This is a genomic window from Bacillus sp. LUNF1, from assembly GCF_011008975.1.
GTDB classification, from domain to species: Bacteria; Bacillota; Bacilli; order Bacillales; family Bacillaceae; genus Bacillus; species Bacillus velezensis.
The window spans coordinates 2,605,760-2,630,071 of sequence record NZ_CP048876.1; the positions used below are offsets into that span (position 1 = coordinate 2,605,760).

The window sequence follows — 24,312 nt, forward strand, 5'->3', positions numbered from 1 at the left end:
CTCCTTCACTGCTTTTGATCTGCCTTTAACACTTGTATCAGCTCGTCTAACACCACTTCACGCTGCTCTCCTGTTTCCGCATCTTTTACATTGATTTTATTCTGGGCAAGCTCATCTTCCCCTAAAATCGCAATAAAACGTGCGCCGAGACGGTCAGCCGTTTTGAATTGGCCCTTCATCTTTTTATTTTCATAATCGATTTCACTTGAGATGCCCGCTTCTCTCAGTTTGTACACGAGGGAAACGGAATAATCCTTCGCTTTTTCTCCGAGCGTCACGATGTAGCAGTCAATCCCCTGATTGACGGGAAGCTCTGTTTTCTCAGCGTCAATGGCTGCCAGCAGACGTTCGATGCTCATCGCAAATCCGATACCCGGCGCTTCAGGTCCGCCGATCTGTTCAACAAGCCCGTCATAGCGGCCCCCGCCGGCAAGTGTTGTAATCGCTCCGAATCCTTCGGCATTGCTCATAATTTCAAAAGCGGTATGGTTATAATAATCAAGCCCTCTGACAAGGTTCGGATCTATTTCGAACGGGATGCCGAGATCGTTTAAGTATTGTTTTACTTTCTCAAAATAAGCGGCTGATTCTTCATTTAAGTAATCAAGAATGGACGGAGCCGTTTTCATCAGTTCATGCTCTCTGTCTTTCTTGCAGTCAAGAATTCTGAGCGGGTTCGTGTGCAGACGCGACTGGCAGTCCGAGCAAAATTCTCCGATGCGCGGTTCAAAATGTTTGACGAGCGCTTCCCGATAGGATTTGCGGCTCTCCTGGTCACCAAGGCTGTTCAGCACAAGCTTGACATGTTTCAAACCGGCTTTACAGTAAATACTCATCGCAAGCGCAATGACTTCTGCATCCACGGCCGGATCTTTGGAGCCGATCGCTTCAATTCCGAATTGATAGAATTGGCGGAAACGCCCCGTCTGCGGACGTTCGTAACGGAACATCGGTCCGACATAATAAAGCTTCGTCGGCTGCACCGGGTTCGCAAATAATTTATTTTCATTGAACGCGCGGACTGCGGCAGCCGTTCCTTCCGGCCGAAGCGTCAGGCTTCTCCCTTTACGGTCTTCAAACGTGTACATTTCTTTCTGCACGATATCTGTAGACTCACCGACGCCTCTTGCGAACAATTCCGTATGTTCGAAGATCGGCGTGCGGATTTCTTTATATTGATAAGTGCGGCACGTCTCCCTCATAATTTGTTCGACGAACTGCCATCTGTCTGATTCACCCGGCAGTATGTCCTGTGTGCCTCTTGGAATGTGATATGCCATGTTACAGGCCTCCTTAATGTCTTTCTTCAAATAAAAAAACTCCCGCTCCTACTATACATGTATAGTAGGGACGAGAGTTATACCCGTGGTGCCACCCTAGTTGGAATGCCGAAGCATCCCCGCTCTGACCTTTAACGCAGGTTCACGTCCGCTGCCTAATGACTTGCTAAAGCGTTCAGCAGGGAACCTCCGGAGTGTTGTTTCGAGAAAGATGCAGTGCGGATCCGCTTTCAGCCCGGGACGGTTCCTCTCTTCTCCATGCATTCTGACCTACTCTTCTCCATTATCGGTTCAAAATCGTTATCATGACTTATGTACATCAATTTCTATTATAATAATGGGATTGCACTCCCCTGTCAAGTTTTATTCCGTCTGTTTTTCCTTGCGACCGCTTCTTTCGATAAGAGACCGAACTCCGTCGCCGTCTCTTCAAGAAAACCCGTCTTTTCTCTATCGCTCTGATCACTGAAATGCAGATTTCCTTCCGCATCGTGCAGCGCGCGTCCCATTTTTGGTTGATATTTCATGATTTGCACACCTTTTCGCTGTATTTATGACTAGTATAAACAAACCATTTTATTTTTATTTAACATTCAGCAAGGAAAATACGATATTATACAAGAATGTATTTTAGTTAGTTCAGAAAGGAGGACAGCCATGAAGAAGAGAACTCTTGCTCTTATTTTATGCGGCGTCATCATCACAGCGCTTCTTCCGTCATTCCACACCGCAATCGCCGCAGAGGGAGAAGCGGTCATCGCGACAGACAAGATCAATGTCAGAGGCGGTCCCGGCCTGAGCTATGGAATTAAGGCTGAAGTAAAAAAAGGGGAAAGATACCCGATCGCTAAAGAAGAGGGAGACTGGGTGCAGCTTCAGCTGAGCCCCGGTAAAACCGGATGGGTCGTTTCCTGGCTGATATCAAAAACAGCCGGGGGAGCAGACAATTCATCCGCAACAAGCGGAACGGTCACTTCGACCGATCCTGACCTCCGCATCAGAAAAGGCCCGGGGACATCATATGAAGTCATCGGCAAACTTCCGCAAGGTGCACATGCATCCGTGCTGGACAAGAACAGCGGATGGGTGAACATTTCTTATCAAGGCACAACCGGATGGGTTTCTTCCGAATACGTCACCGCGGACAGCGGCGGATCGGATACGAAAGCAACTTCGGCCCGAAGCGGGTCAAAAAGCGGAACGGTCGGCGTTTCTTCATTGAATGTCAGAAGTGCAGCGTCACATGATTCAGCGATTATGACTAAATTATCACGCGGAACAAAGGTTTCCATTTTAAGTGAAGACCACGGCTGGCTGAAAATTGAAGCAAACGGGCAAAAAGGCTGGGCAGCAAGCCACTACATCATAAAGGATTCTGACTCATCGGACAGCGCATCCAGCTCGGGAGACGGTTCTGCGGGCTCAGGCTCCTCGAAAAAAGCGTATATTGTTTACGGCGGCACCAACTTAAGGAGCTCGGCCTCGACTTCCGCTTCTATCGTAAAAAGAGCAGATAAAGGCGCAGCCTACCCGATTGTCGGCTCAAGCGGCAAATGGTATGAAGTCCGGCTTGAAAACGGACAAACTGCATACGTGGCAAACTGGGTCGTACAAACGTCAAAAAGCGGTGAGGTAACAGGCGAAGCACCTTCTCCCAACACGTCAGGCGGCAGCGGCTCACTTAAAAACAAAACGATTGTCGTTGATCCCGGACACGGAGGAAAAGACAGCGGAACGATCGGCTACTCCGGAAAGTTTGAAAAAAACGTAACCATTAAAACCGCTAAGCTGCTGGCCCAAAAATTGCGGGCATCCGGTGCAAACGTGTATATCACCAGACAGGATGATACTTTTATCAGCCTGCAGGCCAGGGTTTCAACCTCTCATTACCGGAATGCGGATGCCTTTATCAGCATTCACTATGACAGCTATGCCGATACGTCAACGCGGGGAAGCACGGCTTATTATTACAGTCCGTCTAAGGATCGCCAGCTTGCCTCAGACGTCCATTCTGAAGTAGTGAAGCGTTCCCCTATCCCGGATCGCGGCGTTCTGTTTGGCGATTATTACGTCCTGAGGGAAAATAAACGGCCTGCCATGCTGTATGAGCTCGGCTATCTCAGCCAACCGCAAGAAGAAACAATCATACATAGCGGCTCTTATCAGGAAAAAGTGACAGACGGAATTGAAAGCGGATTGGAACATTATTTTCAATCATAAAAAAAGCTGCCGAACGGCAGCTTTTTTATTGTTTAGAATCCATAATCAATGTAATCGGCCCGGAATTCGTCAGCTGAACATCCATCATGGCTCCGAATATTCCGGTTTCCACTTTGACTCCTTTTTCCCGAAGGAGCTCGTTCCACTTTTCATAAAGGAGCACTGCCTGATCCGGTTTAGCCGCATTCATAAAATTCGGGCGTCTCCCTTTCTTCGTTTCGCCGTAAAGCGTAAACTGGGAAACGGATAAAATCTCCCCGCCCGTATCCAAAAGCGATAAATTCATCTTGCCGCTTTCATCATCAAAAATCCGGAGATTCACGATTTTATCCGCCAAGTAAACGGCATCTTCTTCTGTATCTTCATGAGTGATGCCGACAAGCGCCATAATGCCGGGTCCGATCCGGCCGGCGACAGCGCCGTCAACCGTCACACTTGCTTCTGTTACACGCTGAACAACTAATTTCATAGCAAGCTCCTTTTAGTTCATTACCCGCCGGACTGAATAGATGTCTCTGATCTGCTTAATCCGCTCGACCACTTTATGCAGATGGTTGATGTTTTGAATAAAAATCGCCATATGAATCGTAGCGACTTTATTGCGGTCGGATTTGCCGGAGACAGAGGAGATGTTGGTTTTCGTCTCATTTACGGCTTGGAGCACCTCATTTAAAAGCCCGAGACGGTCATACCCCAAAATCTCAATCTCAACGTTATATTCTTTGCGTCTTTGAACCTGTGATTCATGCTCCCATTCAACAGGGATCAGACGTTCCTGCGCTTCATTCGTTTTGACGTTCGGACAGTCATCCCGGTGAACGGATACACCGCGGCCTTTTGTAATAAAACCGACAATATGGTCGCCAGGCACCGGGTTGCAGCATTTCGACAAGCGGACGAGAAGGTTGTCAATGCCTTTTACGCGCACACCCGCTTCCCGTTTTCTCCCTTGCGGATAATGTTTCGGCTCTGAAGTGACTTCCTGAACGATTTTTTCCTGCTCTTCCTGATCACGCAGCTTCCGTTCTTTTTCGGTGAGCCTGTTGGCCACCTGAAGAGCGGTAATGCCGTTATACCCGACCGCCGCATACATATCCTCTTCATTAGAGAAATTGAACTTGTCGGCAACTTTTTGAAGATTTTCGAGTGTTAAAACATCTTTCACTTCAAAATCAAGATTTTTAATTTCTTTCTCGACAAGCTCACGGCCTTTTTCGACGTTTTCTTCACGGCGCTGTTTCTTAAAGAATTGGCGGATTTTGTGTTTCGCCTGGGACGTCTGCGCCAGTTTGACCCAGTCTTGACTCGGACCGTATGAATGCTTGGACGTCAGAATCTCGACGATGTCGCCCGTCCGGAGCTTATGGTCAAGCGTCACCATTTTTCCGTTCACTTTCGCCCCGATTGTTTTGTTGCCGATCTCCGAGTGGATCCTGTAGGAAAAATCAATCGGCACAGAGCCTGACGGCAGTTCAATGACATCGCCTTTTGGCGTAAATACGTATACCATGTCAGAAAACAGATCGATTTTCAGCGATTCCATAAATTCTTCCGCATCGGTAGACTCGTTTTGAAATTCCAGAATTTCACGGAACCAGGACAGTTTTTTCTCAAATGTCGCTTCTTCGTTTGCAGCCTTGCCTTCTTTATATGCCCAGTGTGCAGCCACCCCGTATTCAGCGATCTCATGCATCTCAAACGTTCTGATCTGCACTTCCAGCGGATCGCCTTTAGGCCCGATTACGGTCGTATGCAGCGACTGATACATATTCGGCTTAGGCATCGCAATATAATCTTTGAATCTGCCCGGCATCGGCTTCCAGCACGTATGAATAATGCCGAGTACGGCGTAGCAGTCTTTAATGCTTCCGACAAGAATACGGACGGCGAGCAGATCATATATTTCATTGAACTGTTTATTTTGCAGCGCCATCTTGCGGTAAATGCTGTAGATGTGCTTCGGACGTCCTGAAAAGTCCGCTTTGATATTCACTTCTTCGACGCGTTTTTTCACTTCATTGACAACCTCTTCGACATAAAGTTCGCGTTCCGCGCGCTTTTTCTTCATGAGGTTGACGATTCTGTAATATTGCTGAGGATTCAAATAACGGAGAGCGGTGTCTTCCAGCTCCCATTTGATTTTAGAAATCCCGAGCCGATGGGCCAGCGGAGCGAAAATTTCCAGCGTCTCATTTGAAATTCTCCGCTGCTTTTCCTGCGGAAGATGCTTTAACGTCCGCATATTGTGAAGGCGATCCGCCAGCTTGATCAATATGACTCTGATATCCTGAGCCATAGCGACAAACATTTTTCGATGGTTTTCCGCCTGCTGCTCCTCTTGAGATTTATACTTAATTTTACCGAGCTTCGTCACGCCGTCGACAAGCATCGCCACTTCTTCAGAAAATGCTTCCTTCAGGTCGTCGAGGGTGACATCCGTGTCCTCTACCACGTCATGCAGAAATCCGCCCGCAATTGTGGAAGGGTCCATTTCCAGATCGACGAGGATCCCCGCCACCTGAATCGGATGAATGATGTACGGCTCACCTGATTTGCGGTACTGTTCGCGATGCGCGTTTTGCGCATACAGGTAAGCTTTCTCAACAAACGCAATCTGCTCCTCCGGCAGATAAGTGCGCGCTTTATCTATTACTTGCTCGGCAGTCAATACTTGTTCGTTCGCCATGGAATCACCTTTTTTAAATGTAAACTGTATTAGTTTATTATCAAGAAAAAAACGAGAGATGTAAAGGGCAGAAGTTCAAAACACCTAAAGAATCTGTCAGGATGATGAAATAATAGGAAAAAAGCACCCTGACACGAGTGCTTTTTTCCATATGCGGTTAATATTTCATTAATGTTAAAATATCGTAATCGTCAAGCTTGTCTCTGCCATCAAGGTAAGAAAGCTCGATTAAGAACGCAATACCGGCTACGACGCCGCCCAGTTCTTCGACTAGCTTAATCGTTGCTTCGATCGTGCCGCCTGTTGCAAGCAAGTCATCAGTAATCAGCACGCGCTGTCCCGGCAGAATCGCATCTTTATGAATTGTCAGTACGTCTTTTCCGTACTCCAAACCGTAATCGACTTTAATGACCTCACGCGGAAGTTTTCCTTCTTTCCGAACCGGCGCAAAGCCGACTCCGAGAGCGTATGCAACCGGACAGCCGATAATAAAGCCGCGCGCTTCAGGCCCGACAACTAAATCAATTTCTTTTTCTTTTGCATATTCAACAATCTGGTCAGTGGCGTAACGGTATACGTCGCCTTTGTCCATCAATGTCGTAATATCTTTAAATTGTACGCCTTCTTTCGGGTAATCGGGCACAATTGTTACGTATTTTTTAAGATCCATCTGTTCTATGTCCTCCTCGTACTTTCATAAGCTTCTGAACCTTGGTTCATCAGCTTATTCAGCCATTCCTTCAGCTCATGGGCTGCGGAATAATTGAGCTTCTGGTCTAATTCCATCAGCTGCTGTTTTACCTGATAGGTTTGCGAATCTGCCAGGTCGCGTTTTTTCGCGCCGCTCACGACAGACAGCACACCATCTTCTATTTTAACAAAACCGAGATCAAAAAACACCTTTGTCATGAAATTGATTGTGTCAATTGACCATCCTCTGTGTCTCGCAAGCTCTGAACCATGCTTGCCGAAGTCAAAAGCGCCCCTTTTCAAGAGAAATGCGTAAAACCACTTGAAATCATTCCGCGATGGAAATGAGGACAGGAAATGTTCTTCATGATTGATAAAAACAAAATAAATCCGTTCCGGCTTCTTTCCGTCAAGCAAATGCTGCAGGCGATCCGCTGACGGCGGCACATCCAGAAAAACGGCATATTTTCCGTCAAGCTGGAGAGCTTTCGCCTCGGATTCCGATGTGATCCCGGCAAACTCGCCCGACAGCTCTTTTTCACGGAGCTTCTGAGCGGTTTTTTCGTTAAAGCTGATGAGCACCCGTTTTTCCTTCGGCAGCGCGGTGACCGTGTCTTCCCACGTCCGCTTGCCCCTGATATCAAAAAGCTGCCATTCCGGCACCGCAGCATCTTTAATCATCAGCTGGGGCTTCTTTCTGTTGTTCCATTCATTAATGGACATTTCGCCGACAATGGAAATCGTTGATCCGGGGACAACTCCGGCTTCAAGCTCTCCTTTGTTAAAGCCGACGCAGTCAAGGACGGCGGAATCACTTTTCACCGTCATTTTCACGTGGTTTTTATTCGCTCCGATCAGGCGCACATCATCAAGCACCGCATTTTTCACCATCACATGCGGTTTAGGGTTAAGCATGCCGAACGGCGACAGCATATTCAATTCTGTAATGCTTTCAACGGTTATGTCTTCAACGCCGCAGACAAGATCAACCTCCTGAACGGGAATAAAATCCTCTTCCGTAAGGGTTTCTTCAGCCATTTGATTCAGCCTGTCCCTTAATTCCGCCACATCTTCAGCCTTCAACGTCATTCCTGCCGCCATCGGATGCCCGCCAAAATGAGGAAGAATGTCTCTGCACTGTGAAAGGCTCGTAAACAGGTTGAAGCCTCTGATGCTTCGCGCCGACCCTTTAGCGATTCCCTGCTCCTCATCTATCCCAAGCACAACAGCGGGCCGGTAAAAACGTTCAGCCAGCTTCGATGCGACAATACCGACGACTCCCGGATTCCAGCCGGCTTTTGCCACTACAATGGCAGACGGGTTTCCGCCTTGCTGCTGAACCATTTCAACAGCCTCTTCGGTCATGGTTTTCACCATTTTCTGCCGCTCTTTATTCAGCCGGTCAATATCCGAAGCCAGTTCCTCCGCTTCAAACTGATCTTCAGTCATCAGCAGGTGCACGGCGGGATCGGCCTGTTCTATTCTTCCGACGGCATTGAGCCTCGGCGCGACCTGAAATCCGATCGTTTCCTCATCAGCTTGTCCGATATCTCCGCCGGAAAGCTTAATCAGAGCTTTGAGGCCCGGCCGATTTGTCGTCCTAAGCCTTTCGATTCCGAGTGACGCAATTAATCTGTTTTCATCATGAAGAGGCACCAGATCTGCAACCGTACCGATTGCCGCCAAGTCCAGCATAGCTTCCGGCAAAGAACCCGTAAGCGCGTGGGCAAGCTTAAACGCCACACCGACGCCGGCCAATTCTTTAAACGGATAGCCGCATCCCGGCTGCTTCGGGTGGATGATCGCAAATACGTCAGGAAGCTCGGGTCCCGGCTCATGGTGGTCGGTAATAATGACGTCTAAGCCCAGCTCTTTTGCGACTTCAGCTTCATGGACGGCGGCGATTCCCGTATCCACTGTAATGATTAGCGAAAATCCCCGCTCTTTTATGGAGCGGAAAGCTTGTTCATTCGGGCCGTAGCCTTCTGTGAAACGGTCGGGAATATAAAAGTCAACGTCCGCCGACAGCTGTCTGAGTGCCGTCAGCATCACCGACGTGCTTGTAACGCCGTCTGCATCGTAATCTCCGTAAATCATAATCGGTTCCCCTTGAGAAACCGCCAGTTTTATCCGATCAACTGCTTCCCGCATTCCCTTTAATTCATACGGGTCATAAAAGTCTGCATCCTTTGTATGTAAAAACAGCCTTGCGCTTTCGGCAGTATCAAAACCTCTTTTTACAAGCAGTGATGCCACAAGAGGTGTTATGTCCAATTGTTCTGTGAGTGATTTGACTTTTTCCTGATCCGGCTGCTGGATTTCCCAGCGCATTTTTGACGCTAACATAAATTCACCCCTCAACCACCCTATTATACTAGAGCGGACTGAGGGGTTTCAAATGTTATTCTGATCCTTTTTTCTCTTCAAGCATTTCTTCCGGCGGCGCGGCTGTTTTTTGGCCGTCCGAATCAGCCGTCAATTCACCTGCGGATCTGTTTTCTTTCCGCAGCATTTTAATTTCGCGCTTCAGTTTCATCACTTGAAAGATACCGGCTGAAAACACGATCAGCGCTCCCATTAACACAGAGCCTAAAATGACTAAAATCAGCGGCCATTCAGCGGTTCCGAACAGATAATCAACCTCAACCGCCCGCACGTTAATGACAGCAAAGATGGCGACAATCAAAGTAAATAGTAAAGCGAATATAATAGTCCATTGTTTATTCATGCGTCTGCCCCCAATTGTTCATTCTTATCTTTTCCCCCATTTTCCCGGGAGTAAACCCCGGTCTCAGAAAATCCGGGCCGTTAACTGCTCGCGGATCAGCTTTTTCAGTCCGCTTCTTTCTCCCGATATAACGAGGGTGTCCCCTGCTTCAATTACGGTATCAATGCCGGGGCTCAGCTGTTTTTGCCGGTTTTTCTTTACGATCGCAATAATCTGGACGTTGTAATGTTTCTTGATCTCCAAATCTCCGATTGTACGGCTGACAGCCGGTGCATGAGATTCGGCTTTAAACCACTCAATGACGAGGTCATCAAGCGCAACTTCCACAGATTCCAGCGCTTTCGGCTTATACGTCATCCCGCCTAAAATAGCGGAAATCTGTCTCGCCTCTTCGTCGTTAAATTCAACGGATGCCAAGCATTCGTCATGATCATTCTCATCGAAGTAATAGAGCTCTTTTCTGCCGTCATCATGAAGAATAATACTGATTTTATCGTGATTTTTCGTAATGACTTCTACTTTCTGGCCGATGCCCGGAAGCTCCGACTCACGAACGTTCATAAGAACCCTCCTACATGTTTTTACAATGATGATTGATTATGTAAGCGTATGTCATTATAGCAAATGCAGGTTTTAAGTTCAATGCGGCCTGAAAAAACAGGCTGCCTTCTGCAAGACAGCCTGTTCCCATTTTACTCTTCGATTGATTTTTTCCCTTTAAATTCTTTACCTTTCCATACAAGCCACAGCTGCGCGGCGATGTAAAGAGAGGAATAAACGCCCGTCAATAAACCGACCAATAAAGCGACGGAGAAGTTTGTAATTGACGATGAGCCCAAAATGAGCAGCACGACGACAACAATCACAACGGTCAAGACCGTATTGATCGAACGTGTAAAGGTTTGCTGCAAGCTCAGATTCACGATATGTTCCAGATCGGCAAATGACTTCGGCTTACGTTTTTTCATCTGCTCACGTATCCGGTCAAATGTAACGATCGTATCATTTATCGAGTAACCGATTATGGTGAGAATTGCGGCGATAAAGGTGACATCGACCTCCAGCCTGGTAATGCTGAAAAACGCGACGATAAAGAAAGCGTCATACAGCAGGGATACAATTGCGGCGACAGCCATTCTGTACTCGAAACGGATTGACACGTAAATAATAATGCCGATTGATGCAATGGCGACGGCATATAAGGCATTACGGGCCAGTTCTTTTCCGACTGTCGGCGATACCGTGCTGACGTTCGGTTCAGATCCGTATTTGTCCTTAAAGTACGTTTTGATTTCAGCGATTTTTTCTTTAGATGGCTCTCCGACAAACCGGGCCGCGGCAACATGGTTCTCTTTACCAGAAAGCACGATGTTTTCCGGTTCCATGCCGAGAGAGTCAAAGTCTTTTTCAACCTGCTGCGCCGTCAATGCATGATTGCTCTGCACGTCAATCCGCGCGCCGCTTGCAAAATCGATTCCCAGGTTGAGCTTAAAGACCAGTAAGATGATAATTCCCGCAATGGTTACAGCGCTTGAGAAAATAAAGAAATATTTTCGCTTGCTCGTGAAATCCCATTTTTGGAATGCCGTATGCGGTTCAGTATTTTCATCCGTTTTTTGAATGTCCATAATATGTTTTTTCTTGACGCCGAACCAGCCTTTTTTCCGGTCAAGCCATCTGCTTTCCACGAGAAGGGAGAGCAGGAATCTTGAAAGGAAGACAGCTGTAATAAAGCTTGTCAGAATTGACAGAATCAGCATCGTCGCAAACCCTTTTACAGAGCTTGTCCCGAAAATAAAGAGCACGACCGCTGCGATGATCGTTGTGATGTTCGCATCGAAAATCGTCGCGAATGACCGTCTGTTCCCTGAACGGAAAGCTGAGCGGACGGATTTGCCGAGTTTCAGTTCTTCTTTTATCCGTTCATAGGTGATGATGTTGGCGTCAACCGCCATCCCGACACCCAAAATGAGCGCCGCAATACCCGGAAGCGTCAGCACCGCCTGCATCCAGTCGAACACTTGAAGCGTAATATATACGTATACAGAAAGCGTAATTACCGCTATGAGTCCAGGCAGTCTGTAATAAAGCAGCATAAATAAGAAAACAATTGCAATACCGATGATGCCGGCCTCTACCGTATCATGCAAAGCCTGCTGTCCGAATTGCGCCCCTACTGAAGTAGAGTATTTTTCGGTCAGCTTCACAGGCAGCGCGCCCGCGTTTAAAATATTGGCCAAGTCCTTCGCTTTTTGAACGGTGAATTGGCCTTCAATCGTGACATCCTTCGTGTTTAATTCCTGGCTCACATTCGGAGCGGATACATATTTCGGATGTTTTTTGCCGACTTCTTTTTTAAATGAATCGCCTTTTTGGTAATCAAGCCAGATCACAAGCTGATTATTAGGCGCCATTTTCTTGACTTTTTTCGTCACTTCTCCGAACTTATCCGCATCCTTCAGCTTAACGCTGACAATCGGTTCGTTCGTCGTCGGATCAAAGGTTTGCTTCGCGCCGTTTTCCACGAGATCAGAGCCGTTTAACAGCTCTTTATCATTCGTATCCCTGAACGAGAGCTGCGCTTCCGTTGACAGAATTTCGCGCGCCCTGTTCTGATTCGTGACGCCCGCCAGCTGTACGCGGATGCGGTTATTTCCTTCAATCTGAATGTTCGGCTCGCTTACGCCGAGAACGTTAGCCCGGCGGTTCAGCGCCTGCACCGTGCTGACGAGCACGTCTTTTGTGATTTTATCGCCTTTTTTGACGGGCTGCACATCGTACAGAACTTCAAACCCGCCGCGTAAATCCAATCCTAACGTAATATTATTGGCAGCCGGTTTTGTAAAATACCCCAGCCCTGTGCCGATCAATAATACGATCAGGAAAAACGCAATCAAGCGTCCTTTTTTCATTATGTATTTCCTCCTTAAACCTATGCCGTCAAATCATTATCTCAGCAGTTCATCTAAAGCTTCCTGACCCTCATCGCTTTCCAGCCAATTAGACGACTTAAAAGCTTCAACGGTTGCATAGTTCATAAAATCGCCAATTTTAACTGATAAAATATGACCGGCCAATTCATGCAGCGGCAGTTCCTTTTTCTGTTTCCACTTTTTATGTATTAAGTATGACCATAAACTCTCGTGCTCAACATCATCGTATCCGAGGATTTTGAACTCTTCAAGTTTACTGTACAAGAAAGGCCGCAAATGATCTTTGTACATTTCGGCGGGATGTTTCTCCACTGGGCGCTCGCTCCTTTTTCCATTTTTCTCGAAGACTTGTCATGCTCGGACGACATCGGCGCATATCTTTATTGTATATGATTCCAGGTAGTTTGAGAAGGCAGGGGTTTATAAAATGGCAAAACAGACTTTTTTAAGGGGCACTCTTATTCTCATCGCAGCCGGGATGATTACGAGAATGCTCGGCTTTGTCAACCGGGTGGTTATCGCCCGGTTTATCGGTGAAGAAGGGGTCGGTTTATACATGATGGCTGCCCCGACATTTTTCTTGGCCACCACTTTGACTCAATTCGGCCTCCCCGTTGCCATCAGCAAACTTGTCGCTGAAGCAAGCGCGCGGGGGGACCGGCAGAAAATGAAACACATTTTAGTGATGTCGCTTACCGTCACCGGGATATTAAGTCTCATCTTCACGCCGCTGTTTTTATGCTTTGCGCCGATTATGTCCGAAACGATGCTGACAGATCAGCGCACGGTTTACCCGCTTCTGGCGATTACGCCTGTCGTACCGATTATCGCGATCTCCAGCGTGCTGCGCGGTTACTTTCAGGGCAGGCAGAATATGAACCCGCTGGCGTTTTCCCAAGTGCTTGAGCAGATCGTGCGGATTTCACTTGTCGCAGTCTGCACGACGGTGTTTCTGCCGTACGGGATTGAATATGCCGCAGCCGGAGCCATGATTTCGTCTGTCATCGGGGAGCTTGCCTCTCTTATTTATTTATTCATTTGTTTTAAAGCAAATAAAACAATCAGAATCAGAAAACAATTTTTCAAGTCGATTGCAAATGGAAAAGAAACCTTCCGCCAGCTGATGAGCGTGTCGCTCCCGACAACCGGAAGCCGCTTCATCGGAAATTTATCTTGGTTTTTTGAACCTATTGTCGTCGCGCAGAGCCTTGCGATTGCAGGAGTGGCCACCGCTGCCGCCACCAGCCAGTACGGGGAGCTGACCGGATTTGCCATGACGGTTTTGACGCTGCCCAGCTTTATAACCTATTCTCTGTCAACGGCGCTTGTTCCTGCGATCAGTGAAGGGATGGAGCAAAAAAAGCTGCAAGTTGTCGAATACCGTCTGGAACAGGCGATGAGGCTGTGTCTTTTAAGCGGAGGCATTTCGGTGGTTATTTTATTCTCTTTCGCTGATGAACTGATGTCCGTCATGTACGGATCAACTAATGCGGCGGTATTTGTTAAAGTGATGGCGCCATTTTTTCTGCTTTACTATTTTCAGGGGCCACTTCAGGCGGTGCTGCAGGCTCTCAATTTAGCCGGGGCCGCCATGATGAACAGTTTTATCGGCGCCGCTGTCAAAACCGGCCTAATTTTTGTTTTGGCGACCAGGCCTTCCTTGGGCATCATGGGCGCCGCACTTGCGATTGTAACGGGGATGGTCCTTGTCACCCTGCTACATGCGGCCACCGTAAGCAAGGTGCTTCCGATCAGCATTAAAATAAAAGAATACGCGCTCTGTTTTGCCGTCATATTCATTTGCGGTTATGTCAGCCGCATCATCAAACACGCCGTTCATTTTTCAGGGTCAGAGGCTGTTAATCTCACAGGCTGGATTGCAATGACCGCGATTTTGTACATAGCGCTTCTTCTGTTATTCAGGCTGATTAAAAGGGAAGAGCTGATCCGGATTCCGGTCATCGGCAAGTTCGTGACGCGGTAAAACCCATTTATGGCTCCCCTTTTTCATCTTTAAGATCAATAAAAAAAGCGCCGTCCGTAAACGTGCAGAATGATATAACCGAAAGATCGCGATATCCTCTTTTTGCTAAATTTTTTTCGAGCCAGTGTTTATCTTTCCCGATTCTGTCCAGATGCTCGTTCTGAATGACCCCGTCAACGATAAGCGATGTTTCCATCTGCTTATCCTTATTGTTTTTCTTTTTGACGATCGACAGTTTGCCTGAAGACTCCAAAATGGCGTATGACACGTCAGAGATTCTATCGATGTTATTTTCCCTCAGCTGCATAAGAAGATCGTCAAAATTGTAGCGCTGCGATCTCATCGCCCGTTCATCAATTTTTCCCTGTTTTATAATAATGGTGGGTTTTCCGTCAAGCAGCTGCCGTATTTTTTGGCTTTTGAGCGAAATAAAAGCAAGGCTTACTTGAATAATCATTAAAACGACAATCGGCACAATTGTATGCAAAAGCTTATCTTTTACATTTTCAATTGCCAATACGGCAATCTCGGCAATCATAATGGAGACGACAAGGTCTAAAATGCTCAGTTCTCCGATTTCCCGTTTTCCCATCAGTCTGAAAATCACAAGAATGATAAAATAAAGCACAATCGTACGAAACGTAATAATGATAATATCTTCCATATCGCACCTCCAACGGTCATAGCATTTGCCATCGGCTCTGAATTATGTAAGAAACGGGCTGAACATCATGCATTTACGTCTAATTCGAACATTCAGAGAATACATTTAGAAAAAGACGGGCTCCGGCTTGTCATATATCAGGCCGCAGGGCGGAGAGGAGATAAAAATGGAAGAAACGAAACAAGTGGGAAGAGGCGTCTTGTATGGCTTAGTGGCTATCTTTGCGGTGATGCTTCTTACGAGTTTGGCGATTTCGCTTTTACTGACGGTTACCTCAATGGAAGAATCATCTTTCAGCTGGCTGATCACCGCGCTTTCCTTTCTTTCTTTATTTGCGGGCGGTTTTATATCGGGCGGCAAAGCGAAGGAAAAAGGCTGGATGATCGGAGCGTTAACCGCCGTCTGTTTTTCATTAATCATCTTGCTGTTTCAATATTTAGGGTTCGGAAAAACGTTTACATCCGGTCAGCTTTTGTTTCATCTCGGCTTTTTGGGAGTCAGCATGCTGGGCGGCATTTTCGGAGTGAATTTGAAAGGAAGCAGATCAGCGTAATAAAAAAAGAGCGGATTCTCCGCTCTTTTTTTGTATGTATGAGCTTCGCTGTTATTCAGCGGAAGCTTCTCTGATTGCGCGGCGGTCAAATGTTAAACGGGTGTTATCACCTGTTTTAATGACGACCTTGCTTTCATCAATTGAATCAACAGTGCCGTGCAATCCTCCGATTGTCACCACTGTATCCCCTTTTTTCAGTTCTTCCTGCATCTGGCGTACGGCCTTCTGCTGCTTTTGCTGCGGACGGATGAGCAGGAAATAAAGCACTGCAAACATTAAAATAATAGGAACGATTGTGCCTAAAGTACCCATCTATTTCCCTCCTTTCAAGAATGGTTTTATTTAGAAGCTTTTCGCATTTGGCTTATTATAGCCGTAACGCTCAAAGAACTCTTCTCGGAAATCACCAAGACGATCCTCCCGGATGGCTTGTCTGACCTGCTCCATTAAGTGTAACAGAAAATGAAGGTTATGGTAAGTTGTTAATCGAATTCCAAACGTTTCATTACAGCGGATCAAATGTCTGATGTAAGCGCGGGAGTAATTTTGGCATGTATGGCAGCTGCACTCTTCGTCAATCGGACGGAAATCACGCTCATATTTGGCGTTTTTCATATTCAGACGCCCTTCATTCGTAAACACCGTGCCGTTTCGGGCAATCCGGGTCGGCAGTACGCAGTCAAACATATCCACGCCGCGGATGGCGCCGTCAATTAAGGCATCCGGTGAACCCACACCCATTAAATATCTCGGCTTGTCCTTCGGTAAAAGCGGAGTTGTAAACTCAAGCACTCGGTTCATGACGTGCTTCGGCTCGCCGACAGATAATCCGCCTATGGCATAACCCGGAAAATCAAGCGAAACCAAGTCTTTTGCACTTTGTGTCCGCAGATCTTCGTATTCTCCACCCTGTACGATTCCGAACAGCCCCTGCTCATCTGAGCGCCCGTGCGCCTCCAGGCAGCGTTCCGCCCAGCGGCTGGTCCGTTCAACAGAGCGTTTCATGTAATCATACTCTGCCGGATACGGCGGACACTCATCAAACGCCATCATGATATCAGAGCCGAGGGCGTTTTGAATTTCCATCGCTTTTTCCGGAGATAAAAACAGCTTGTCTCCGTTTAAGTGATTGCGGAAATGAACGCCTTCTTCTTCTATATTACGAAACTTGCTCAATGAAAAGACCTGAAAACCGCCGGAATCCGTTAAAATCGCGCGGTCCCAGTTCATAAACTTATGAAGCCCGCCCGCTTCTTTTACAATGTCATGTCCCGGGCGGAGCCATAAATGGTACGTATTGCTTAAAATAATGCCCGCATCCATAGATTTCAGCTCGTCCGGAGACATCGTCTTTACCGTAGCAAGCGTGCCGACCGGCATAAATACAGGCGTCTCAAAGGAGCCGTGGGGCGTATGGACTCTGCCCAGTCGCGCTCCCGTTTGTTTGCATTCCTTTATAAATTCATAACGTATCGGTTGTTCAGCCACTTTGTATGAGGCCTCCTGTCATTCAAATTAGATAATCAGCATGGCGTCGCCAAAGCTGAAGAAACGATATTCCTCTTCTACCGCATGACGGTAGGCGGAAAGAACATGCTCTCTGCCGGCAAGCGCAGAAACGAGCATGATAAGCGAAGATTTCGGCAAATGAAAATTGGTGATCATGCCGTCAATCGCTTTAAATTCATATCCCGGATAAATGAAGATGGACGTCCAGCCGCTTGAAGCTGTAAATACGCCGTCATGCTCGCCGGCAATGGTTTCCAGGGTGCGCGTTGATGTCGTCCCGACCGACACAATGCGCCCTCCCGCCTTTCTGACCTCGTTTAAAGAGGCGGCGGTTTCTTCCGTCATTTCATAAAATTCCGCGTGCATGTTATGTTCTTCCACATCATCCGCACTGACCGGGCGGAATGTGCCGAGTCCCACATGAAGTGTGATAAATTCAATCCGCACACCCTTTTGCTTCAGCTCGTCCAGAATCTCTTCCGTAAAATGAAGTCCGGCCGTCGGAGCTGCGGCAGATCCGATTTCTTTTGAAAAGACGGTCTGATACCGTTCTTTATCATCAAGCTGCTCTTTAATATAAGGAGGCAGCGGCATTTCACCGAGTGATTCAAGCACTTCGTAAAAAATCCCGTCATACCGGAATTCTATTTTTCTGCCTCCGTGATCAAGCTCCTCCGTGCAGACCGCTGTCAGCCGGCCGTCGCCAAATGTCAGGACCGTTCCTTTTTTTACGCGTTTCGCCGGCTTTACGAGCGTTTCCCATGTATCATTTTCTTCCTGTTTTAATAACAGAAGCTCCACTTTCGCTCCCGTATCTTCTTTTGTGCCGAATAATCTTGCAGGCAGCACACGGGTATTGTTCAAGACGAGGCAATCCCCTTCATTAAAAAAGCTTACAATCTCTTTAAATGAACTGTCCGTCAGCCCGCCCGTCTGTTTGTCGAGCACCATCAGCCGCGATGCGTCACGCTCTTTCAGCGGCACTTGGGCAATGAGGCGTTCAGGCAGTTCAAAATCAAATAAATCGACTTTCATCATTTCACCTTAATTCTGTCTATTGTTATTTCATTCTGCCGAAAAAATTAAGCAGAATGGATAGTATCACACTGATCACAATACAAGTGACAACGGGAAAGAAAAACGTAACATTTCCCTTCTTAACGAAAATATCTCCGGGCAGCCTTCCGACAAAGTGCCAGACTGCGCCGGCAAGAAGCAAAACGGCACCGAGAACCATGAGAACCTTCGGAAAGTCAGTCACGGGCGGGCGCCTCCAATCGAAAATGTTCATACACAGCCGGAGTCACGACCCGTCCCCTCGGCGTCCTCTGGAGAAATCCGATCTGCAGCAGATACGGTTCGTACACATCCTCTATTGTATGCGGTTCTTCGCCGATTGTCGCGGAAATCGTATCAAGGCCGACGGGACCGCCGCTGAATTTTTCGATCATGCCCATCAGCAGCTTATGGTCGATATGATCGAGGCCGAGCGCATCGACTTGAAGACGTTCGAGCGCATCGTGAGCGATTTCTTCCGTGATGCGGCTGTCGCCGAGCACCTGGGCAAAATCTCTCACCCTTCTGAGCAGCCGGTTTGCAACCCGCGGTGTTCCCCTTGACCGTCTGGCGATTTCCAGAGCCGGAGCTTCTTCGATATCCACTTCAAAAACGTCAGCCGTTCTTGACACGATATCTGTCAGCTCTTCCTGCGTATAGTATTCAAGGCGCGACAGCACCCCGAACCGGTCTCTGAGCGGTGCGGTCAATAATCCGACCCTTGTCGTAGCTCCTACAAGCGTAAAAGGGGGAAGGTCGAGACGGACGGAGCGGGCGGACGGGCCTTTTCCAATGACGATATCAAGGCAGAAATCCTCCATCGCCGGGTACAGAACTTCCTCAATTGAGCGGTTCAGCCTGTGAATTTCGTCTATAAACAGCACATCCCCTGGTTCGAGCGCCGTCAAAATGGCTGCCAAATCTCCCGGTCTTTCGATGGCGGGACCTGACGTCGTCCGCATCTCCACACCCATCTCATTGGCCACGATAGACGCAAGCGTTGTTTTCCCGAGACCCGGAGGCCCGTATAAAAGAACGTGGTCCAGCGTTTCCTGCCTCATTTTCGCCGCATCGATAAACACGCGCAGATTTTCTTTCACCTTCTTTTGGCCGATATACTGGGCGAGATTCTGCGGCCTGAGGCTTTGCTCGATTATTGATTCATGGCTGTCTGCTTCACTTGAAACGAGCCGTTCATCCATGAACATCACCTTACTTTAATAATTTTTGCAATGCTTTTTTCACATATTGATCTGTTGAAAGCGCCGTTTCCTCTTTTAAGTGAGGAAGCACTTTTTTAATTTCTTTTTCGGCGTAGCCGAGAACCCGGAGCGCTTCAAGCGCCTCGTCAAGCGCCGTTTCAGCCTCTTGTTTTTCAATGCGCGCTTCATGATTGAACAGGTTGTCAATCATTTCAGGCACGACGTCGGCCAGTTTGCCTTTCAGATCAAGAATAATCTGCCGCGCCGTTTTTTTGCCCACACCCGGAAATTTCACCAAAAAGGCCTCATCTTCCTGTTCGATCGCTTCGATGACGGCTCCGGGATCACCGGAACCGAGGATGGCGAGGGCCCCTTTAGGCCCGATGCCGGTGACGTTCAGCAGCTTTGTGAAAAGCGCTTTTTCTTCCCGGGTTGAAAAACCGTACAAAGAAAAGGCGTCTTCTTTTATATGATGATACGTAAAAATGGTCTCTTGATTGCTTACCTTATAAATAAACGGATTCGGAGTGAAGACCTGATAGCCGATTCCGCCGTTTTCAATCACGATGTATTGGGGAGATACATAATCAATCGTCCCCTTCACGAATTCAATCACACCTATTCACCTCTTTGACTGCTTATCATTGTAACACAAAAACAGCCAAAGTCTTATAGAAAAGTTAACGTATGTTCGCTTTGACACCTTCCATTCAGAAAAAAAAGACATGTGTCACATGTCTTGCGTCAAAGTCAGCCGCTGTAAGTCTTAATATGATCGATCACGCTCTCAAACTCCGCTTTTGTCCTGTACGGTATACCGTGTTCCAAATGCTTTTGCAATCGGCTTTCCAGCCGCTCTATATCAATCTGGAAGAAAGACTGAATCGGCTCAGCCAGCGATCCGGGACGGCCGTGAAATGTGGAGATGACGCCTCCGTCCGTGACGCCGATATAACCGTTAACCTTACTGAGCGGGGAAATGTCATCAACATGCTTACGGAAAAGGACGAAGCCTTTTTTCTGCTCAACGAGCGTCCAGCCGGCGTATGCGGCCCAAAAATCCTCCATCGCTAAAACGGTTTCATCCGTATGTTCAATGCCGACATCACCGTCAAGATAGACCTTTTCCAGCTGGACATGCACCCGAAGCGGCCCGTAATGCTCGACCTCCGCCCCGTATGCGCCTTTTCCTCCGCAAATCAGGGCCGCAGCCGATAAGATAAGCATAAACAATAGACGCGCACCGCAAATTCGTTTCACCAATAACACCTCTTTATTCAATCAAACTCTTGATGCTAGTTTGACCAAAGATGCCGGTGCTTAATCGTTTTCTTTCATTTGTCTGTTTCAGGCCGAAAAAAAGCAGCCTCTATATGAGGGCTGCCTCGATGATTATGCCCGGCCGGCTGAAATCAGTTTCATTTGTCCGGGCGTCAGTTTGAGCCGGTATCCCCTTACGGTCAGATACACAGTTTTTGCTCCGCGGCTTTTGTCATGCTCCGTTTTTTTCATCCCGGCCCTCCGTTACGTTTTATTACTTTTATGTTAACACCGCAATATAAAGAGCGTTTTAAGAATATGTAAAGAAATGATGAAGATTTATCCATAAAAATACTGCCGGATGAAATCATCCGGCAGTCCGTTTAACGGCTGTTTCTGTTCATGTCTTGCAGCTTTGTAAAAGTAGCGTTGTCGGTAAACACTTGAATTGTACGGCCGTCCGCGAATTTTTTGGCCGCATGTTTGACATGTTTATCATCATTTTTCGTAAAAGGATGATTTGTTCTGACGGCAATGACGACTCTCGTGTCAGTCACGATGACCTGACTATCCTGTACGCCTTTTACTTTTTTCACGCGGTTTGCAACTTTTGCTGCCAACCTGATGTTTTCGGCGTTGTCATACCCATTATAAGACATTGCTGCCGGCGGCGTATTGACATTTCGGCCGTTATATGTGCCGTCCGTCGTTAACGGAACCCCGTCATTAGGCGCGTACTGGTCGGACACGTTTGTCGTATTATGACGGCCGTTTCGGTTTTCCATCATTTCAGAAACGGGTCCTTGATGGTCCATTCCGTACTGGCCTCTGCCGTTACCATTATCATTCGAATAATATCCGACCGGACGTGTTGACTGATTGTAGCGTCCGTCATTCATGGCATTATTTGCTCCGCATGCCGTTAAGCTTGCCGTCACGGCTAAAACGCCCGCGATCGTCATCAGTTTTTTACCCAATGGAAAAACCCCCCGTGGATTCATCGCTGTTTGAGCGTTTTCCGCTCATGTTTAGGATGTGCGGCGGGCGGCGGGTTTAAGCTTGTCAGTTATGTCCATTCCTCAGTTGGACATAAAAAAAGGAACGACATACATCGTCCCGAAACATTAATCTTCTTCTTCCTCCGGCCGTCCGAATACTTGATTTGGACTCGGCTGATTCGGCGCGACATTGGGATTTCCTCCGCCGTAAGGCATAAAATGTCCTGCGTTTGCATCCATATTCGGATACGGCTGCACAGGCATATTTGCGTGATGGTGATGTGAACCGTGGTGGTGATGATGGTGATGATGTGAATCATGGCAGCCGCAATCATCATCCTTATATTTTCCATCATGATGAGGTGCGTTTGCGTAATGTGACGAATATCCGCCGTAATACGGCATTTGACCGTAAGGAGCACCGCCGAAACCAGATGCAGAACCATCATAATGCTCTGCATTTTCATGGGCCTGGTTTTCATATTCACCGTAACCCGCGTGCGGCCCAAATCCCGGATGATGGAATCCGTACGGTAACGGCATCGGCATTACCGGAAAGCCTCCAAAACCTCCTCCAAAACCGCCGAAACCTCCGCCTACCGGGAAGCAAGGGTGGCATAATCCAGAACCCGGCAGCATCGGTGTCACCGGAACCGGACAAGGACAAGGCATGCACGGCATCGGGTAATGCATAAAAGGCGGTTCAACGGCCGGCATATTCGGAAACGGGACATTCGGAATGTTTGGCATATTCGGCAGATGATAAGCGGCGTTTTCTTCTTCCATCTTTCCGGCTTCAGGCGCCTTTGGCATATTCGGGTAATTCGCGTTTTCCATGTTGATCATTTCCTCCTGTTGTGGAATGTTATTGTCATGCTCTTTTTCTTTCGGCTCGACAAAATGTGTCACCGGTTCCTCCGGCTTAGGAGGCGACCACGGCTGAAACAGCTGATTGGACGGGTAATATTGGTTCATATCAGCTTCCGGCAGCACATTTTCATGCTTTTCAGGGATTGGCGGCACATACGGAATTGACGGCTTTGGTTCTTCCGGTATTGTGTCTTCAATGTCCACAACTGATTTCGGTTTTTCTTTGGCATATGGATGCTCATGCTTATGCGCAGACGTTCCGAAGCCGGCCTTAGGTTCTTTTCTGACCGGAACGGCTTCTGAAGGCACCTTTATCTTCATTCCAGGCATAATTAAGTCTGGATTGCTAAGCTGATGATTCAGTTTTTTTAGCTCTTCAAGATCAACTCCGTATTTTTCAGCTATTTTCCAGAGCGAATCGCCTTTTTGAACGATATGAATTTTCAACGTTTTCCCCTCCTATGCACAAAACGTGAACGGTACATTTGTCATTACAATACGTTTCTTCACACTATATGCCGGTGGACTGGGCATGATGATAAAAAATTTTGGGAAGGAGGGGAAATTTTTATAATTACGTATGACTCAGCATTCTGTTCAAAGCACGAAGCGCATCTGTCCGAACCGCTTCCGGAACTTTAATGACACCCTTCGGCTCGCCTTTTTCAAGCTGCTCAAGCGACCACAATAAATGCGGCAGGTCGATTCTGTTCATTGTCAGACACGGACACATATCGGGATTCAATGATTCAATCTGTTTATCCGGATGCGATTGAATGAGGCGCTGAACAAGATTCATTTCCGTGCCGATCGCCCATTTGCTTCCCGGTTCAGCCTGTTCGATCGTATCAATAATGTATTTGGTAGACCCGCTGTCGTCACTGAGCGAGACCACTTCCCGCGAACATTCCGGATGAACAATAATGCGGATGCCGGAATCCCTCTGCCGCAGCTGAGAAATATTTTCCGCTGTAAACTTTTCGTGTACGGAGCAATGCCCTTTCCAAAGGATAACCTTAATGTTTTCCGGATGGTCAGTAAGCAATCGGTTCTGCACCGGGTCCCATACAGCCATTTCTGTCAGCGGAATGCCGAGGTCATAGGCCGTATTTCTGCCTAAATGCTGATCCGGCAAAAATAAAATTCTCTCTTTTTGTTTAAAAGCCCATTTCAGCACACTCCGGGCATTCGAAGAGGTGACGGTCGCTCCCCCGTGCCGTCCGACGAATGCTTTAATTTCCGCCGTCGAGTTAACATATGTTAACGGAATGATGGTGTTACCGTACAGTTCTTGAAGCTCTTGCCATGCTTTGTCCGTCTGCTGAATATCTGCCATATCAGCCATCGAGCATCCGGCGCGCATGTCGGGCAAAATGACGGTTTGGTTATCATCAGTCAGCATATCAGCGGTTTCCGCCATAAAATGCACGCCGCAAAACACAATATATTCCGCCTCTTTATTTTTTTCTGCCACTTGAGCAAGCTGCAGGGAGTCACCTGCCGTATCGGCGAATTGTATTACTTCGTCTTTTTGATAGTGATGCCCCGGAATGAACAGACGCTTTCCGAAAGCCCGTTTAATGGCGGCGACCCGCTTTTCCATTTCTCCGGTGCTCATGTCTTTATAATGGCTCGGCATCATTTCGGCTGATGCAGTTAGCACGTCAAAAATAGACATC

General features: G+C 47.6%; 25 protein-coding genes and 1 other annotated feature. Of the genes, 3 read left to right on the forward strand and 22 right to left on the reverse strand.

The features are described from left to right. Positions 1–5 precede the first annotated feature (5 nt). Together hisS and G4O42_RS12615 are read right to left on the reverse strand one after the other, a co-directional pair. Entirely contained in the window at positions 6–1,280 is a 1,275-nt protein-coding gene (gene hisS / locus G4O42_RS12610) for a histidine--tRNA ligase (RefSeq protein WP_032873851.1), read from the reverse strand. A gap of 63 nt (positions 1,281–1,343) precedes the next feature. Continuing rightward, positions 1,344–1,576, reverse strand: a binding site (T-box leader). Between the two features lie 60 nt (positions 1,577–1,636). Then, positions 1,637–1,807 carry a YrzK family protein gene (locus G4O42_RS12615; RefSeq protein ID WP_087920774.1) on the reverse strand — a complete coding sequence of 57 codons (171 nt, stop codon included), beginning with the start codon at positions 1,805–1,807 and terminating at the stop codon, positions 1,637–1,639. A gap of 130 nt (positions 1,808–1,937) precedes the next feature. On the opposite strand from G4O42_RS12615, the gene G4O42_RS12620 reads away from it, so the two are divergent. After that, positions 1,938–3,500, forward strand: coding sequence for an N-acetylmuramoyl-L-alanine amidase family protein (locus G4O42_RS12620; RefSeq protein ID WP_032873849.1), 1,563 nt, complete (start codon positions 1,938–1,940; stop codon positions 3,498–3,500). Positions 3,501–3,525: 25 nt separating this feature from the next. Here G4O42_RS12620 and dtd read toward each other — a convergent pair whose 3' ends face one another. The 8 genes from dtd to G4O42_RS12660 all read right to left on the reverse strand — a co-directional run bounded on the left by dtd (position 3,526) and on the right by G4O42_RS12660 (position 12,849). Continuing rightward, a complete protein-coding gene (gene dtd / locus G4O42_RS12625; RefSeq protein WP_032873847.1) occupies positions 3,526–3,969 on the reverse strand; it encodes a D-aminoacyl-tRNA deacylase in 444 nt (147 codons plus the stop codon). 12 nt (positions 3,970–3,981) lie between these two features. Next, positions 3,982–6,186 carry a GTP diphosphokinase gene (gene relA, locus G4O42_RS12630; protein ID WP_003152716.1) on the reverse strand — a complete coding sequence of 735 codons (2,205 nt, stop codon included), beginning with the start codon at positions 6,184–6,186 and terminating at the stop codon, positions 3,982–3,984. A gap of 157 nt (positions 6,187–6,343) precedes the next feature. Then, positions 6,344–6,856, reverse strand: a complete 513-nt coding sequence (locus G4O42_RS12635) for an adenine phosphoribosyltransferase (protein ID WP_003152714.1) — start codon at positions 6,854–6,856, stop codon at positions 6,344–6,346. Positions 6,857–6,861: 5 nt separating this feature from the next. Next, positions 6,862–9,222: a single-stranded-DNA-specific exonuclease RecJ gene (gene recJ / locus G4O42_RS12640; protein WP_032873845.1), complete on the reverse strand. Its 2,361-nt coding sequence runs from the start codon at positions 9,220–9,222 to the stop codon at positions 6,862–6,864. A gap of 55 nt (positions 9,223–9,277) precedes the next feature. Continuing rightward, complete coding sequence (locus tag G4O42_RS12645) at positions 9,278–9,604, reverse strand: LapA family protein (RefSeq protein WP_014418528.1); 327 nt, start codon at positions 9,602–9,604, stop codon at positions 9,278–9,280. Between the two features lie 63 nt (positions 9,605–9,667). Beyond that, positions 9,668–10,165 (reverse strand): cation:proton antiporter regulatory subunit, encoded by a 498-nt coding sequence (locus G4O42_RS12650; RefSeq protein ID WP_032873843.1) that lies wholly within the window; start codon positions 10,163–10,165, stop codon positions 9,668–9,670. A 131-nt stretch (positions 10,166–10,296) separates the two neighbouring features. Then, a complete protein-coding gene (secDF, locus tag G4O42_RS12655; protein ID WP_032873841.1) occupies positions 10,297–12,516 on the reverse strand; it encodes a protein translocase subunit SecDF in 2,220 nt (739 codons plus the stop codon). A gap of 36 nt (positions 12,517–12,552) precedes the next feature. Then, the gene (locus tag G4O42_RS12660; RefSeq protein ID WP_007408189.1) at positions 12,553–12,849 is read right to left on the reverse strand and encodes a post-transcriptional regulator; all 297 of its coding nucleotides are present in this window, start codon (positions 12,847–12,849) and stop codon (positions 12,553–12,555) included. Between the two features lie 115 nt (positions 12,850–12,964). Between G4O42_RS12660 and spoVB the strand changes: the two genes are divergently transcribed. Further along, on the forward strand, positions 12,965–14,521 hold the full coding sequence (gene spoVB / locus G4O42_RS12665; protein ID WP_007408188.1) for a stage V sporulation protein B: 1,557 nt from the start codon (positions 12,965–12,967) through the stop codon (positions 14,519–14,521). 7 nt (positions 14,522–14,528) lie between these two features. Here the strand turns inward: spoVB and G4O42_RS12670 are convergent, their stop codons facing one another. After that, positions 14,529–15,185: a DUF421 domain-containing protein gene (locus tag G4O42_RS12670; RefSeq protein ID WP_032873839.1), complete on the reverse strand. Its 657-nt coding sequence runs from the start codon at positions 15,183–15,185 to the stop codon at positions 14,529–14,531. A gap of 166 nt (positions 15,186–15,351) precedes the next feature. On the opposite strand from G4O42_RS12670, the gene G4O42_RS12675 reads away from it, so the two are divergent. Further along, positions 15,352–15,738 (forward strand): TIGR04086 family membrane protein, encoded by a 387-nt coding sequence (locus G4O42_RS12675; protein ID WP_003152697.1) that lies wholly within the window; start codon positions 15,352–15,354, stop codon positions 15,736–15,738. A gap of 51 nt (positions 15,739–15,789) precedes the next feature. Here G4O42_RS12675 and yajC read toward each other — a convergent pair whose 3' ends face one another. The 11 genes from yajC to nadA form a co-directional block, all read right to left on the reverse strand. Further along, positions 15,790–16,050, reverse strand: a complete 261-nt coding sequence (gene yajC / locus G4O42_RS12680; RefSeq protein WP_007408187.1) for a preprotein translocase subunit YajC — start codon at positions 16,048–16,050, stop codon at positions 15,790–15,792. Between the two features lie 30 nt (positions 16,051–16,080). Further along, positions 16,081–17,226 (reverse strand): tRNA guanosine(34) transglycosylase Tgt, encoded by a 1,146-nt coding sequence (tgt, locus tag G4O42_RS12685; RefSeq protein WP_014305500.1) that lies wholly within the window; start codon positions 17,224–17,226, stop codon positions 16,081–16,083. 27 nt (positions 17,227–17,253) lie between these two features. Continuing rightward, positions 17,254–18,282: a tRNA preQ1(34) S-adenosylmethionine ribosyltransferase-isomerase QueA gene (gene queA / locus G4O42_RS12690; RefSeq protein ID WP_003152692.1), complete on the reverse strand. Its 1,029-nt coding sequence runs from the start codon at positions 18,280–18,282 to the stop codon at positions 17,254–17,256. A gap of 25 nt (positions 18,283–18,307) precedes the next feature. After that, positions 18,308–18,508 carry a DUF2905 domain-containing protein gene (locus G4O42_RS12695; RefSeq protein WP_032873837.1) on the reverse strand — a complete coding sequence of 67 codons (201 nt, stop codon included), beginning with the start codon at positions 18,506–18,508 and terminating at the stop codon, positions 18,308–18,310. After that, positions 18,501–19,505: a Holliday junction branch migration DNA helicase RuvB gene (gene ruvB / locus G4O42_RS12700; protein WP_003152685.1), complete on the reverse strand. Its 1,005-nt coding sequence runs from the start codon at positions 19,503–19,505 to the stop codon at positions 18,501–18,503. Before ruvB ends, G4O42_RS12695 begins: the two co-directional genes overlap by 8 nt. Before the next feature lie 10 nt (positions 19,506–19,515). Next, entirely contained in the window at positions 19,516–20,121 is a 606-nt protein-coding gene (gene ruvA, locus G4O42_RS12705) for a Holliday junction branch migration protein RuvA (RefSeq protein ID WP_003152683.1), read from the reverse strand. A gap of 134 nt (positions 20,122–20,255) precedes the next feature. Further along, complete coding sequence (locus tag G4O42_RS12710) at positions 20,256–20,765, reverse strand: intercompartmental signaling factor BofC (protein ID WP_007408184.1); 510 nt, start codon at positions 20,763–20,765, stop codon at positions 20,256–20,258. Positions 20,766–20,897: 132 nt separating this feature from the next. Then, positions 20,898–21,017, reverse strand: a complete 120-nt coding sequence (locus tag G4O42_RS20260; protein ID WP_007612850.1) for a hypothetical protein — start codon at positions 21,015–21,017, stop codon at positions 20,898–20,900. 131 nt (positions 21,018–21,148) lie between these two features. Continuing rightward, a complete protein-coding gene (locus G4O42_RS12715) occupies positions 21,149–21,742 on the reverse strand; it encodes a YhcN/YlaJ family sporulation lipoprotein (protein WP_014721606.1) in 594 nt (197 codons plus the stop codon). A gap of 147 nt (positions 21,743–21,889) precedes the next feature. After that, complete coding sequence (gene safA, locus G4O42_RS12720) at positions 21,890–23,080, reverse strand: SafA/ExsA family spore coat assembly protein (protein ID WP_032873835.1); 1,191 nt, start codon at positions 23,078–23,080, stop codon at positions 21,890–21,892. Positions 23,081–23,207: 127 nt separating this feature from the next. Continuing rightward, the gene (gene nadA, locus G4O42_RS12725; protein WP_032873833.1) at positions 23,208–24,311 is read right to left on the reverse strand and encodes a quinolinate synthase NadA; all 1,104 of its coding nucleotides are present in this window, start codon (positions 24,309–24,311) and stop codon (positions 23,208–23,210) included. Between the last annotated feature and the right edge of the window lies 1 nt (position 24,312).